This is a genomic window from Chelatococcus albus (assembly GCF_030067675.1).
GTDB classification, from domain to species: Bacteria; Pseudomonadota; Alphaproteobacteria; order Rhizobiales; family Beijerinckiaceae; genus Chelatococcus_A; species Chelatococcus_A albus.
In genome coordinates this window covers 287,926-301,441 of sequence record NZ_JASJEV010000001.1, presented here as the reverse complement: position 1 = coordinate 301,441, position 13,516 = coordinate 287,926, and the positions used below count along the sequence as shown (strand labels likewise).

At 69.2% G+C, this 13,516-nt stretch carries 10 protein-coding genes, 1 tRNA gene and 1 pseudogene; 6 read left to right on the top strand and 6 right to left on the bottom strand.

The genetic code is table 11. The features are described from left to right. Positions 1-3 precede the first annotated feature (3 nt). On the top strand, positions 4-546 hold the full coding sequence (locus QNA08_RS01345; RefSeq protein ID WP_283738880.1) for a hypothetical protein: 543 nt from the start codon (positions 4-6) through the stop codon (positions 544-546). Between the two features lie 464 nt (positions 547-1,010). Further along, positions 1,011-1,422, top strand: a pseudogene (locus tag QNA08_RS01335) (DNA adenine methylase); the annotation flags it as partial. A gap of 81 nt (positions 1,423-1,503) precedes the next feature. Here the strand turns inward: QNA08_RS01335 and QNA08_RS01330 are convergent. From QNA08_RS01330 to QNA08_RS01320, 3 genes are all read right to left on the bottom strand, one after another. Beyond that, a tRNA-Lys gene (locus QNA08_RS01330) sits at positions 1,504-1,579 on the bottom strand. Between the two features lie 98 nt (positions 1,580-1,677). Further along, positions 1,678-3,870, bottom strand: a complete 2,193-nt coding sequence (gene mdoH, locus QNA08_RS01325) for a glucans biosynthesis glucosyltransferase MdoH (RefSeq protein ID WP_422679831.1) — start codon at positions 3,868-3,870, stop codon at positions 1,678-1,680. Further along, positions 3,846-5,453, bottom strand: coding sequence for an OpgD/OpgG family glucan biosynthesis protein (locus QNA08_RS01320; protein WP_283738879.1), 1,608 nt, complete (start codon positions 5,451-5,453; stop codon positions 3,846-3,848). The genes mdoH and QNA08_RS01320 overlap by 25 nt, the downstream gene beginning before the upstream one ends. Before the next feature lie 246 nt (positions 5,454-5,699). Between QNA08_RS01320 and glmU the strand changes: the two genes are divergently transcribed. After that, entirely contained in the window at positions 5,700-7,094 is a 1,395-nt protein-coding gene (gene glmU / locus QNA08_RS01315; RefSeq protein ID WP_283738878.1) for a bifunctional UDP-N-acetylglucosamine diphosphorylase/glucosamine-1-phosphate N-acetyltransferase GlmU, read from the top strand. A 147-nt stretch (positions 7,095-7,241) separates the two neighbouring features. Then, positions 7,242-9,068: a glutamine--fructose-6-phosphate transaminase (isomerizing) gene (gene glmS, locus QNA08_RS01310; RefSeq protein WP_283738877.1), complete on the top strand. Its 1,827-nt coding sequence runs from the start codon at positions 7,242-7,244 to the stop codon at positions 9,066-9,068. 24 nt (positions 9,069-9,092) lie between these two features. Here the strand turns inward: glmS and QNA08_RS01305 are convergent, their stop codons facing one another. Together QNA08_RS01305 and QNA08_RS01300 are read right to left on the bottom strand one after the other, a co-directional pair. Beyond that, positions 9,093-9,398, bottom strand: a complete 306-nt coding sequence (locus QNA08_RS01305) for a YbaN family protein (RefSeq protein ID WP_283738876.1) — start codon at positions 9,396-9,398, stop codon at positions 9,093-9,095. A gap of 103 nt (positions 9,399-9,501) precedes the next feature. Continuing rightward, positions 9,502-9,936, bottom strand: coding sequence for a YbaN family protein (locus tag QNA08_RS01300; protein ID WP_283738875.1), 435 nt, complete (start codon positions 9,934-9,936; stop codon positions 9,502-9,504). Between the two features lie 148 nt (positions 9,937-10,084). On the opposite strand from QNA08_RS01300, the gene QNA08_RS01295 reads away from it, so the two are divergent. Beyond that, a complete protein-coding gene (locus QNA08_RS01295) occupies positions 10,085-10,813 on the top strand; it encodes a DUF502 domain-containing protein (RefSeq protein WP_422679843.1) in 729 nt (242 codons plus the stop codon). A gap of 27 nt (positions 10,814-10,840) precedes the next feature. On the opposite strand, the gene recG is transcribed toward QNA08_RS01295, so the two are convergent. Further along, positions 10,841-12,943 carry an ATP-dependent DNA helicase RecG gene (gene recG, locus QNA08_RS01290; protein WP_283738874.1) on the bottom strand — a complete coding sequence of 701 codons (2,103 nt, stop codon included), beginning with the start codon at positions 12,941-12,943 and terminating at the stop codon, positions 10,841-10,843. A 110-nt stretch (positions 12,944-13,053) separates the two neighbouring features. Here recG and QNA08_RS01285 point away from each other — a divergent pair, with 110 nt between their 5' ends. Beyond that, a complete protein-coding gene (locus QNA08_RS01285) occupies positions 13,054-13,350 on the top strand; it encodes an FAD assembly factor SdhE (protein WP_283738873.1) in 297 nt (98 codons plus the stop codon). The last annotated feature ends 166 nt before the right edge of the window (positions 13,351-13,516 follow it).

The following is a 13,516-nucleotide window of genomic DNA, read 5'->3' as shown; positions in this document are numbered from 1 at the left end:
TCCATGCCGAAGCGCTCCGCAAGCCCCCGCGACGAACATCTACCCCAAGGCCTTGTCGCCGGTGGCCTCGCCTTCGAGGTGGTGGCGGCCGCGGCCGAGGGCACGGTGACGCCGCCCGAGTGGGTGCAGCTCACGCCGCGCGGCCGCGTGACGGCGCGCGACGGGCGCGTCTTCGTCTACGTCGTCGGGAACGGGGCGGGTTTCGACCTCGGCCGCCGCACCGAAGCGGAACAGAGGGCGGTCGGCCGGCTGCGCTGGCCGGTGGCGGTGCTGCCGGACGGGCTCGCCGCGCGTCTGCAGACGCCGGCGCGCGTCATTGCGCTTTCGGTGGAGGATGCGGCGAAGATGCGGGCGAAGCATCCGCTCGAGCGCAGGCATTTCGACGAGATCGACGCCCTGCTCGCCGACTATGACGACGCGACCGTGGCCGCCAACGGCAAGCTCGTTGTCACAGGCCGCGTCGACGGCCGGCTGCGCCGCCTCGTCGTCAAGCTGACGTCCGCCGGCGAGCTGCTGCTCAACAGCTATCACTTCAGGCGGGATTGAAAGGGCGATTGAAGGCGGTCGGAGGGTCGCCGGCCCCTCACGTCACATGGACGGTTGCGCGAATGGCTCGACCGCAGGGCGCATCCTAGCACACCGCCCCGTCGCGACAAGGGAACCGGACGCACGCCCGGGGCCTTGCGTTTCGGGATGATCGGCATGGTGCCTCCATGCCGAAGCGCTCCGCAAGCCCCCGCGACGAAATTCTGCCCCCCGGCCTGGTTGCCGGCGGGCTGGCGTTCGAGGTGGTCTCGGCGGCGGCCGGGGGCGAGTTCACGCCGCCGGAATGGATCCAGCTCACGCCGCGCGGCCGCGTGACGGCGCGCGACGGGCGCATCTTCGTCTTCGACCCCGAGCGCCTGGCGGCGGCCTTCGCCGCGGGCGGGCTGCATCTGCCGGTCGATTTCGATCACGAGACCGAGAAGGCCGCGCGGGGCAAGGGCACCGATTCTGGGTCTCTGTACAAGATGGATTGCGAGATGCGCCCGGCGCGCGCCATCCGCCCCGTCGCCGGCTATGTCGGTGGCAAGAAGCAGCTGTCGAAGATGCTGGCGGAGCGCATCGCCGGCATCGGGCACACGACCTATGCCGAGGCTTTCGTCGGCATGGGCGGGTGTTCTTCAAGCGCGGGGCGGCGCCGAAGGCCGAGGTGATCAACGACCTCAACAAGGACGTCGCCACCTTCTTCCGCATCCTGCAGCGCCACTACCAGGCGTTCATGGACATGCTCAAATGGCAGGTGTCGAGCCGCGCCGCATTCGAGCGCCCCGTCGCCAGGACGCCGACACCCTCACCGATCTGGAGCGGGCGGCCCGCTTCCACTACCTCCAGCGCCTGTCCTTCGGCGGCAAGGTGGCGGGCCGGACGTTCGGCATCGACACCAAGGCGCCCGCGCCCCGTGGGCGCGCCGTTCCATGTCTGTGTCTTTGTCTCGAAACCCTCGCCGGCAAAGGGTCGAAATGGTGAGCGCGCTGGGGCTCGAACCCAGGACCTACTGATTAAAAGTCAGTTGCTCTACCGGCTGAGCTACGCGCTCGCCTCCTTGCGCCTGCAATACGGACTCGCCCGCGGAGGGTCAACACGCAAAGCGCCACGCCGCGTGGTTCTTCCTGGACAATTCCCCGTCTTGCAGCCTCACACGGCATGCACGGCGGACATGGGCCGCCTGGCCGGCAGACTCGTGAGGAGTGCGAGGAGGGCACGATCGTGGAGCACGGCCATGCGCTCCTTGGGCTTGAGCCAGGCAATGGCGTCCTCGATCGTTTCGGCATCGACGAGCTTCGCCTCGGCCATGGCCCGATCGGCGTCGATGACGCCGCGCTTGCGCGGCGGTGCCGTCGGCAGCATCGCCTCGTGGCAGGCTCGCATCTCCCCGTCGGCATGAAGCACGGCAATCGCATCGGCATCGTCGAAGCCATCGCGCGCGAAATCCTCCTGCAGCTCGCTGGCCCTGACGGCGATCGGCGGGCGGAAGGTTTCTTCCGGCGTCAGCAGGAGCCCGGCGCGCTTGAGCCCGAGCCCGGCCGACAGGAGCCCGCTGCCCCACGAGATCGGAATGGCGAGCAGGAGGCCGATGATGGTCGGCGACATCCAGGCAAACAGCGAGGGCGCAATCATGAAGGCCGAGACACCGGTCGCCACGCCAAGGAAGACATGGCCGCGATGGCGGCGGACGATATCATGGAAGGGGATCGACCCGTCGTCGCGGCGCTGCGGCTGCCAACCCGTGTCGCGGCCGGCGAGGATCTGGAACACCGCGCCGGACTGGATGACCATCATGATGGGAGCGAGCAGCGCCGACAGGAGGATCTCGAGCAGCGTCGACAGCAGGAGGCGGATGCCGCCGCCGCTCGCCTGCCGTTCTCCGCGGCTGAACAGCATCAGCACCAGGCCGAAGAATTTCGGGGCAAGCAGGATGCCCATCGTGAGCGCGAAGAGCGCAAGCGCCCGTTCCGCGTCGAAGCGCGGCCATACCGGGAAGAGCGAGAACTCCTTGGTGAAATACTCCGGCCGCACATAGCGTGTCTGCAGCACGAGGGTGATGCCGACGATGAGCTGGAACAGCCACAAGGGAGATGCGAGATAGGAAAATATGCCAGTCGCGAAATGCTGGCGCGTGGCGAGCTTCAGCCCTCTCGAACCGATGACGCGCGAATGCTGGAGGTTGCCCTGGCACCAGCGACGGTCGCGCGCCGCGAGATCGATCAGCGACGGGGGGCTTTCCTCATAGCTGCCCTCGAGTTCCGGCAGCATGTACACCGTCCAGCCCGCGCGGCGGATGAGCGCCGCCTCGACGAAGTCGTGGCTGAGGATATGGCCGCCGAAGGGGGGCTTGCCCGGCAGGTCCGGCAGGCCGCAGTGCGCGGCGAAAGCGGCCGTGCGGATGATGGCGTTGTGGCCCCAGTAGTTGCCGTCGCGCCCCATCCACACGGCGAGGCCCTTGGCGATGACGGGCCCATAGACGCGCGCCGCAAACTGCTGCACGCGGGCGAACAGCGTGTTGCGGTTGATGATGAGCGGCAGGCTCTGGATGATGCCGGCGTCCGGGTCGGCCTCCATCGCCGCGGCAAGGCGGACGATGCAGTCTCCCGTCATGAGGCTGTCGGCGTCGAGCACCAGCATGTGGTCGTAGTGTCCGCCCCAGCGGGACACGAAATCGGCGATGTTGCCGGCCTTGCGGTGCGTGTTCTTCTGCCGGTGGCGGTAGTAGACGCGCGCGTCCGGGCCGATGCGTCGGCGCAGGGCGAGAAAGGCCCGCTCCTCGGCAATCCAGACGTCGGGATTCGTCGTGTCGGAGAGGATGAAATAGTCGAAGTGCTCGCCGAGGCCAGTTGCCTCGATCGACTCGCGGATGGCGGCGAAGGCCGCGAAGACGCGCGCTGTTGATTCATTATAGACCGGCATCACGACGGCCGTGCGGCTCGCCAGCGTCCGCGGCGGTTCTCCCGGCGCCCGGCGCCGCAGGAGTGCCAGGAAGCCGACGATGGCGCTCGTGAACGCCAGCGCGATCCAGGAAAAGTTGATCGTGAAGAGGGCGAGCAGGACCCACTGGAGAATGGTCGTGCGGCTCACCGACACGACCTGGTACATCTGCCAGGCACCGTAGCCCGTGAGCGCCAGCGCCCCGCCGAAGACGACAAGACGGGACAGCCACGGCGTGCGCAGACGCCCGGGCGCTAGAAGCGTGCGCTCTTCGCTGCCCGACCATTTGCGCAGCGATTGGATCGGCATGGCGAGGTGCCGCTCGGGCGGCATGGCCGGCTCGATCGGCGCCCTCGGTTCCTCGGCGGATGGGCGCTCCATTACGGCGTCCAGCGATACAACCATGTTTCGCTCAAAGGCTTGCCCGCGGCTTCGAGAACAAGGCGAAGCTCGCAGCTCGTTTCATTGCCGGGATCGAGTTCGAAGGCCACACGCAGTGTCTTGCGCTCGGGATAGGGCCAGACCCGCACGTTGTGGACGGCGCCGGGCGCCGTGGTGAGGGCGGGCTTGGCTTCCACCGTCGTTCCTGCATCGGCGAGGGAATCGCCCACGAAATCGACGAAAAAGCGGCGCCGGCGATTGTTCGAGCCGCGCCCGACGCGCGTGTTGGCGACGGTCGCGAGGGGTGGGCGCTCCGGAGGCTTCCAGCACCAGAACTGGCGGTAGGCGAATGTCACCTCTCCGCCCTGCGGATAGGGCGTCTTCGGCCGCCAGTAGGCGATGACGTTGTCGTTCACTTCCGAGTCGCTCGGCACCTCGATGAGCTGAACGGTGCCCGGTCCCCAATCGCCGAAGGGCTCGATCCACAGGCTCGGCCGGCGCTCGAAGCGCTGGTCGTCGTCCTGGAAGGTGGCGTAGTCGCGGTCCCGCTGCAGCAGGCCGATGCCGCGCGGATCCGTGTCGACGAAAGCCGAAATCTGCAGCGTCTCCGGGTTGCTCAGCGGCCGCCAGATCCATTCGCCCTGGCCGTTGAGCATCTGCAGCCCCTTGGCCTCGTAGACGGCGGCGCGCGCGTCGTCGATGCCGCGCTGGTCGTTCGGACCGAAGAGGTAGGTCGCGGTCATGCCGCCGAGGCCGACGTGCTCCAGCGCGACGCGGGGAAACAGCGTCGTCTCCACGTCGATGATGGTCATCTCGCCCGGCCGCAGCGTGAAGCGCACCGCGCCGGCGACGCTCTCCGAGTCGAGAAGCGCATGAATGACGAGCGCCCCGGAGCCGGCAGACGGCCGTTCGATCCAGAAGGCGCGGAAGATTGGCACCTCCTCGCCCTTCGCCTCGGCGGGCCTCAGCATCAGCGCGCGCGCCTGGGCGCCGAAGTTCTGACCCCTGGCGATCGCCCGGAAGAACGTGGCTCCCTGGAAGATCGCGATCTCCTGTGCGGCCTCTCCCGCGCCGCCGAAGAACACGCGGAAACCGGAAAAGCCGAAGTCGGGGCCGCCCGGCGTGCCCGCCGGCACCTGAAGCTTGCCGAAGTCGAACTTGCCGCGCTCATAGGCGAGCCGGCGGACGGCGCCGTCCTCGACGACAAACAGCTGGACCGGGTTCGTGAAGAGGAAGCCGCGGTGCAGCGGCTCGAGGGAGAAGGCACGGCCCTCTCCGTTCCAGACGAGGGCCGTGCCGAGCGCGCGGATGCCGACATATTGCTCGTAGGTGAGCGACCCGAGGGGGTCGGGCAGGTCGCTCGCCGGCGGCACGAAAGCCCGTCTGGCAAGGGTGCGCGCCATATCAGCGACGCGCGCGGCGTCGAAGGGCTGGCCCTCGGGCAGGGCGGCGAGCACCGCCTGGGGAAAGCTCTGGCTCTGTGCCACCGCCGCCTCGGAACCGAGAATCGCCACGGCCGCCGACAAGCCGAGCGTCAGTGTCTGGCGCCGATCGAGCACGGTATGGAGAATGGGCGTCGGGCGTGGTGGTACGATGTCGGCTGCCACTGGCTTTCCGGGCGTCTCGAAAAGGTTGGTGGATTCGGGAGGCCGCAGGCGCGCACGCGCCGCCCCAGCCAAATTGGGCTTCTATCATGGTTCGCGGCCGACGGGGGAGGAGGATTTGCCGCGCGATGCGAGAAAAGCGCATCAGCCCTTTGACAGGCGAGCGGTTTTGCGGTCGTTAACGCCCCTCGTCATCTCTCGTCGCAGGCGGAAAGCCCCTTCCGCCGCGCTGCCGATGGAATCTGTCGCATGCTCGATGTCACCGTGACGAACCAGTCTGCGTCGCCGAGCCGGGCGGCGTCCCGCCGCTGTCTCGCGATCGTTCTCGCAGCGGGCGAGGGGACGCGCATGAAGTCCGCCAGGCCCAAGGTGCTGCACGAGATCGCGGGCCGCTCGATGCTCGGCCATGTGCTCGCTGCCGTGACGGAAGCGGGCGCCGAGGATGTGGCGGTGATCGTCGGTCCCGACCGGGACGATGTCGCGCGGGAGGCCGCGCGATTGGCCGTGAAGGCGGAGATCTTCGTGCAGACGGAGCGCCTCGGGACGGCCCATGCCGTGCTCGCGGCGCGCGCGGCGCTCGAACGCGGTGCCGATGATGTCATCGTTGCCTTCGGCGACACGCCCTTGATGCGGCCGGCGACGTTCCAGCGCCTGCGCGAGTCGCTCGCGCAGGGCGCGGCGGTGGCCGTCCTCGGCTTCGAGACACGCGAGCCGACAGGCTATGGACGTCTCGTCATCGAGGGCGGCATCCTCGCCGCCATCCGCGAGGAGAAGGATGCGAGCGAGGCCGAGCGCGCCATCACCCTGTGCAACGCAGGCCTCATGGCGCTCGCCGGGCGCCATGCGCTCGCGATCCTCGATCGCATCGGCAACGCCAATGCAAAGGGGGAGTACTACCTGACGGATTCCGTCCAGGTCGCGCGCGACCTCGGCCTGTCCGCCGTCGCCCTGGTCGCCGAGGAGGAGGAGGTGCAGGGCGTCAACGATCGCCAGCAGCTCGCCGGGGCGGAGGCCGCCATGCAGGCGCGCCTGCGCGGCGCGGCGATGCGCAACGGCGCGACGCTCGTCGCGCCCGAGACGGTGTTCTTCACCCACGACACGCGTCTCGGCCGCGACGTGGTGGTGGAGCCAAACGTCGTCTTCGGCCCCGGCGTCGTGGTCGAGGACGGGGCGGTGATCCACTCCTTCTCCTATCTTGAGGGCGCGCGGGTGGGGGCCGGCGCATTGATAGGCCCCTTCGCCCGCCTGCGCCCCGGGGCAGACCTCGCCGCCAAGGTGCGCATCGGCAATTTCGTCGAGGTGAAGAACTCGACGCTCGGCGTGGGCACGAAGGTCAACCACCTGACCTATGTCGGCGATGCCACGGTCGGGGCGGGGACGAACGTGGGTGCCGGAACCATCACCTGCAACTACGACGGCTTCCGCAAGCACAAGACCGTCATTGGTGCGGGGGCGTTCATCGGTTCGAATTCCTCGCTCGTGGCGCCGGTGACCATCGGCGACGGCGCCTATGTCGGGTCGGGAACGGTGGTGACCGGCGACGTGCCGGCCGACGCGCTCGCTGTTGCGCGGACCCGGCAGGTCAACAAGGAAGGATGGGCGAAGGCTTTTCGCGACAAGTTCGCGCCCAGGGAGAAAGATTGACCGCTGCCGGGACCGAGGCGGACAGCCACGTCCACCGGTCACAAACGGTCATCTAACGTGATTGGAGCGTGAAGGGCGCTCTCGGCTAGCAAGAGCCCGCGAATTGAAGCGAGCGGAGCCCGCGAGGGCGAGCAGGGATAAGAATTCATGTGCGGCATTGTCGGGATTCTGGGCAAGACGGCCGTTGCGTCGCAGGTGGTGGATGCGCTCAAGCGCCTCGAATACCGCGGCTACGATTCCGCCGGCGTCGCGACCCTGGAGTGTGGGCGGCTGGAGCGCCGTCGCGCCGAGGGCAAGCTCAGGAACCTCGAGGAGAAGCTGTCCCGCGCGCCGCTGTCCGGCGCCATCGGCATCGGTCACACCCGCTGGGCGACGCACGGCCGGCCGAACGAGACCAACGCCCACCCGCATGCGACGGACCATCTCGCCGTCGTGCACAACGGCATCATCGAGAACTTCCGCGACCTGAAGGAAGGCCTTGAAGCCGAGGGCGTGCGCTTCGACACCGAGACCGACACCGAGGTCGTCGCCCAGCTCGTCACCCGCGAGATGCGCGCCGGCAAGGCGCCGGAGGAGGCAGTCGCCGCCGTCCTGCCGCGCCTGAAGGGTGCTTTCGCGCTCGGGTTCCTGTTCGATGGGCGGGACGATCTCCTGATCGGTGCGCGCCACGGCGCCCCGCTCGCCATCGGTTATGGCGACGGCGAGATGTTCCTGGGCTCCGACGCGCTTGCCCTCGCCCCCTTCACAGACGAGGTCACCTATCTCGAAGACGGTGACTGGGTGGTCCTGTCGCGCGGCGGAGCGACGATCTACGACGTCGGCAATGCGCCGGTGTCGCGTGCGCGCCAGAAGATCCAGCCGGGCGCCTACATGGTGGACAAGGGCAACCACCGCCATTTCATGGCCAAGGAAATCCACGAGCAGCCCGAGGTCGTGGGGCGGACCATCGCCCATTACGTCGATCTCGCCACTGGCACGGTGCGGCTGCCGCTCGACCTGCCGTTCGACTTCAAGGCGCTGAAGCGGCTGGTGATCTCGGCCTGCGGCACGGCCTACTACGCCGGCCTCGTCGCCCAGTACTGGTTCGAGCGCCTGGCGCGGCTGCCGGTCGAGATCGACGTCGCCTCCGAGTTCCGCTACCGCGAGATGCCGCTCGAGCCAGGCGAGCTCGCGCTCTTCATCTCGCAATCCGGCGAGACGGCCGACACCCTCGCCTCGTTGCGCTACGCCAGGGCCGAGGGCCAGCACATCGTCTCGGTCGTCAACGTCCCCACCTCGACGATCGCGCGGGAAAGCGCCGTGGTGGCGCCGACGCTGGCCGGGCCCGAGATCGGCGTCGCCTCGACCAAGGCGTTCACCTGTCAGCTCGCCGTTCTCCTCAGCCTCGCCGTTGCGGCCGGGCGGGCGCGCGGCACGCTTTCGGCCGAGGACGAGCAGCGCCTCGTCAAGGCCCTGGTGAGCGTGCCGAGCCTGATGTCCGAGGCGCTGAAGCACGAGCACGACATCGAGCTTCTCAGCCGTGATCTCGCCAAGGCGACCGATGTCCTGTACCTGGGCCGGGGCACGTCCTATCCGCTGGCGCTCGAAGGGGCGCTGAAGCTGAAGGAGATCTCCTACATTCACGCCGAGGGCTATGCCGCCGGCGAACTGAAGCACGGACCGATCGCCCTCATCGACGAGACGATGCCGGTGATCGTGCTTGCCCCCCACGACGCGATCTTCGAGAAGACCGTGTCGAACATGCAGGAGGTGGCGGCGCGCGGCGGGCGCATCATTCTGGTCGGGGACGAGCGGGCAGCGCGCGAGGCTTCCGTCGAGACCTGGACGACGCTGACGATGCCAGCCATGGACCCGATCGTCGCCCCCATTGTCTACGCCGTGCCGGTGCAGCTCCTCGCCTACCACACGGCGGTCTTCATGGGGAAGGACGTCGACCAGCCGCGCAATCTCGCGAAATCCGTCACCGTGGAGTGAACGAGGCGAAAGGCCGCGTTGCCTTCAGCCGGCTGCTCGCCGGCTGGGGAGCTGCCAGCGGCGCAGCAGCGGCCCGAGCCAGGAGCGGGTGAGCAGCCAGATCTCGAAACGTGTCGAGGCGCGGCTGAAGCAGGCTGCGGCCAGCGTGAGGAAGACGACGCCGGGCAGAAGGGGCATCACGAGCCCGACGAGCCCGAGGGCGAGGAAAAGGCTGCCGGCGGCCGCGAAGAGAACACGCTGCCACCGCGGACGGCGACTCCTGAGGAAGACCGGCAGTCCCATCCGCGAATCGACGACCCGCGGAACGGGCGAAGACCCTGTCATCATCATGCTCTTGTCCTGTCGGCCCTCGATTCTCCGCGGGGCATCACCTCGCCGCGGGAGATGTGGGGACGACCCTTCGTGGGGCAAAGGGGCGGGCTGATGGTGCCGTTCAGGGCCGCGGCGCCGGCTCCGGGCGCGAAATGATGTAGCCCGCGACGGCGAGCATGGTCGCAGCCGCCCCGGCGAGGCCTATCGAAGGCGCGCCCGACAGCCACACGAACGCATAGCTGACGAGGAGGCTCGCGCAGGCGAGCCATTTCGCGCGGCGCGGAATGGCCCCCGTGGCGCGCCAGGCGCGCACCGAGGGACCAAGGGTGGGGTGGGCAAGGAGCCAGATCTCGAAGCGGGCCGACGAGCGCGTGAAGCAGGCCGCCGCCAGAATGAGGAACACCGTTCCTGGCAGGAGCGGCAGGAACAGCCCGATGATGCCGATCGCGACGCAAAGCCAGCCGGCGGTGGCGTAGAGCGTGCGCTGCCAGCCCGGCCGCCGGGTGCTCGGGTGTGGGATCGGCGGCTCGTCGATCATGGAAGGACGATCGGTCACGCGATGCGTTGCAGCATTCGACTTGGCGACGGCCGTGCCGGCGGGGCAAACTCTGCCGATACGGACGCCGGCCCGTAACATAGGATGCCGACGACCGATTCCAAAGGTGCCCCGAGCGATGACGGATGCAGCCCAGGACTCCTCCGCAATGCCGAGCGCCGAGGAGATGATGCCGGCCCCGGGCGGGCGTCACCACCACACGGTGGGCGCGCGCATTCGCAACTATTTCCTGACCGGTGTCGTCGTCGCCGGGCCGCTCGCCATCACGGCCTATCTCGTCTGGTGGGTGATCAACCTCGTCGATGGCTGGGTGAAGCCGCTCGTGCCGCCGGCCTATCTGCCCGACACCTACCTGCCGTTCTCCATCCCCGGCTTCGGGCTGATCATCGCCTTCCTCGGGCTGACGCTGCTCGGCTTCCTGACGGCGAGCCTCGTCGGCCGTTCCCTCCTGCGCTTCGGGGAGCACGTGCTCGACCGCATGCCGGTGGTGCGCGGGCTCTACAAGGGGGTGAAGCAGGTCTTCGAGACGCTATTCTCCCAATCGGGGACCTCCTTCCGCAAGGTGGGGCTCGTGCAGTTTCCCGCCCCGGGTATGTGGTCGATCGTGTTCATCTCGACCCCGCCATCGGGCGACCTCGCGGCCCGCATGCCGGAGGCGGGCGGCTATCAGAGCGTCTTCCTGCCCTGCACGCCGAACCCCACGACCGGCTTCTTCTTCTACGTGCCGCGCCGGGACGTGATCGAGGTGCCCCTGTCGGTCGACGAGGCGGCGAAGCTCATCATGTCGGCCGGCCTCATCCAGCCGGGCGAGCAGCAGAAGCGCCTGCAGGCGCTCGCCGACGCCGCGCGCAAGGCGCAGGCCGCCGATGCCGCCTGAGAGGCCCTGCGCCGCCGCGCGGCGGCCTCATCCGGCCCGCAGCAGGCGGATCGCCTCGTCGCGTTCGAACAGGTAGAGGAGCAGCCGCAAGGCCTTGCCGCGCTCACCCGTCAGGGTGGGATCCTGCTCCATGATCAGGCGGGCGTCGTCGCGTGCGGCGGCGATGAGATCGCCGTCGATCTCGGCGCGTACGAGCCTGAAATCCGGCGCGCCCGACTGGCGCGTGCCGAGGATCTCGCCTTCGCCGCGCAGCCTGAGGTCCTCCTCGGCGATGCGGAAACCGTCGTCCGTCTCGCGCATGATCCTCAGCCGCGCCTCGGCCACCGGGCCGAGGGGACCCTTGTAGAGGAGGAGGCAGGTGGAAGCGGCGGCGCCGCGGCCGATCCGGCCGCGCAGCTGGTGCAACTGTGCGAGGCCGAAGCGCTCGGCATGCTCGATGACCATGACGGTGGCCTCGGGCACGTCGACGCCCACCTCGACGACGGTCGTGGCCACCAGGACGTCGAGGTCGCCGCCGGCGAAGGCGCCCATCACGGCGTCCTTGTCGCGTCCGGTCATCTTGCCGTGCAGCAGTCCGACCCGCTCGCCGAACACCTGCCGGAGGGCGGCATGGCGTTCTTCCGCCGCGGCGACGTCGAGCGTCTCGGACTCCTCGACCAGCGGGCAGATCCAGTAGACGCGGGCGCCCGCGCCGATGGCGCGCCGCACGGCGCCGACCACCTCGTCGAGCCGTTCGAGCGGCATGGCCCGCGTGACGATGGGCTGACGGCCGGCCGGCTTCTCGGTGAGGAGCGAGACGTCCATGTCGCCGAAATAGGTGAGGACGAGCGTGCGCGGAATGGGCGTCGCCGTCATGACCAGAAGGTCGACGGCCGCCCCCTTGGCGCCGAGCGCGAGGCGCTGGTGCACTCCGAAGCGATGCTGCTCGTCGACCACGGCGAGGCCAAGGTCTTTGAAGGCGACGCCTTCCTGGAAGAGCGCGTGCGTGCCGACGACGAGCTGCAGGCGACCGTCGGCCAGGGCTTCCAGCGTGCGCGCGCGCTCGGCGCCCTTGTCGCGCCCGGTCAGGAGGCCGATCTTGATGCCGGCGGCCTCCGCGAGCGGCGCGAGGCGCTCATGATGCTGCCGGGCGAGGATCTCGGTCGGCGCCATCATGGCGGCCTGGCGCCCGGCCTCGACCGCACTCGCCATGGCGAGGAGGGCGACGACCGTCTTGCCCGAGCCGACGTCACCCTGCACGAGCCGCAGCATCCGCTGCGGCGCGGCGAGGTCGCGACGGATGTCGCTCACCGCCTGCTCCTGCGAGCGCGTGAGCGCGAAGGGCAGGCGGGCAATGATCGCTTCGACCAGGCGTCCGTCGCCGACATTCACGCGGCCGGCGGCGCGGCGCATGCTGGCGCGCAGCAGCGCGAGGGCGAGCTGCGTGGCGAGCAGTTCGTCGTAGGCGAGCCTGCGGCGTGCAGGGCTCTCGGGCGCGAGCGCCGCCATGTCCTGCGGGCGGTGGATCTGGCAGAGCGCCGGGCCGAAGCCCGGAAACCGCTGCCGCGCGAGCCAGGCGAGGTCCTGCCACTCGGGCAGGCTGGGCAGGCGGTCGAGGGCTGTGCCGGCGACGCGCGCCACGTATCGCGCCGAGAGCCCTTCCGTCAGCCCGTAGACCGGCTCGACGAGCGGCATCGCCGCAAGGCCGGCCGCGTCGACGACGCGGTCCGGGTGCACCATCTGCCGATGGCCGTCCCAGAACTCGATCCGCCCCGAGACGAAGCGCTGCTCGCCCACGGGCAGGAGCTTCTCGAGGCGGGCACGGTTGCCGTTGAAGAAGACGAGCGTGAGATCCCCGGTCTCGTCCTCGACAAGCACCCGGTAGGGCGCACGGGAGCGGCCCGGCGGGGAGGGGCGATGGGCCGCGACCCGCACCGCGAGCGTCACGATCTCGCCCGGCAGGGCTTCCGCGATGGTCGGCCGGGACCGCCGGTCGATGCCGCCGTGCGGCAGGTGGAGGAGGAGATCGACCACGCGCGCCGGCCGCCCGGGCTCCGCCAGCAGCCTGTCGAACAGCGCGCCCATGCGCGGCCCGACGCCCGGCAGGGCGACGAGGGGGGCGAAGAGCGGATCGAGCAGGGACGGGCGCATGCGAGGGAATCGGTCGCGGGCTGACAGCGGAATGACCAGGGGCTATATAGCCGCCCACTCTCCGGCTCGCGACGATCATCGCCACGAAGCCGGCATTCCGGAGACGATCGATGAGCGGAACGACACGCACGAGTGCGGACCTCGACGTCCGCCGCCGCCGCATCCTCTTCCGCGCCTGGCATCGCGGCATCCGGGAGATGGACCTCATTCTCGGCCGCTTCGCCGATGCCCATATCGGCGACATGAGCGAGGCCGAGGTGGACGAGTTCGAGCATCTCATTGACGCGCCGGATCACGACGTCTTCGCCTGGATCAGTGGCGAGCGGCCGGTGCCCGAAGCCTACGACACGCCGGTCTACCGGCGCGTGAAGGCCTTCCATACGCACGGCGCCCCGATTCACGTCTAGATCCGATGCGGCAGGCCGCCGGCCGGCCATTGAGCGGCAAGGCACTCCAACCTTCTGAAATCGACCACGATGACCTTGGATCATTTCATTCCGAATCCATCCTGACCCGATGAACTCCCGCCGGGCGCGTCGCGTCCGGTCAGCGCACTTGCATGACGAGCCTGAA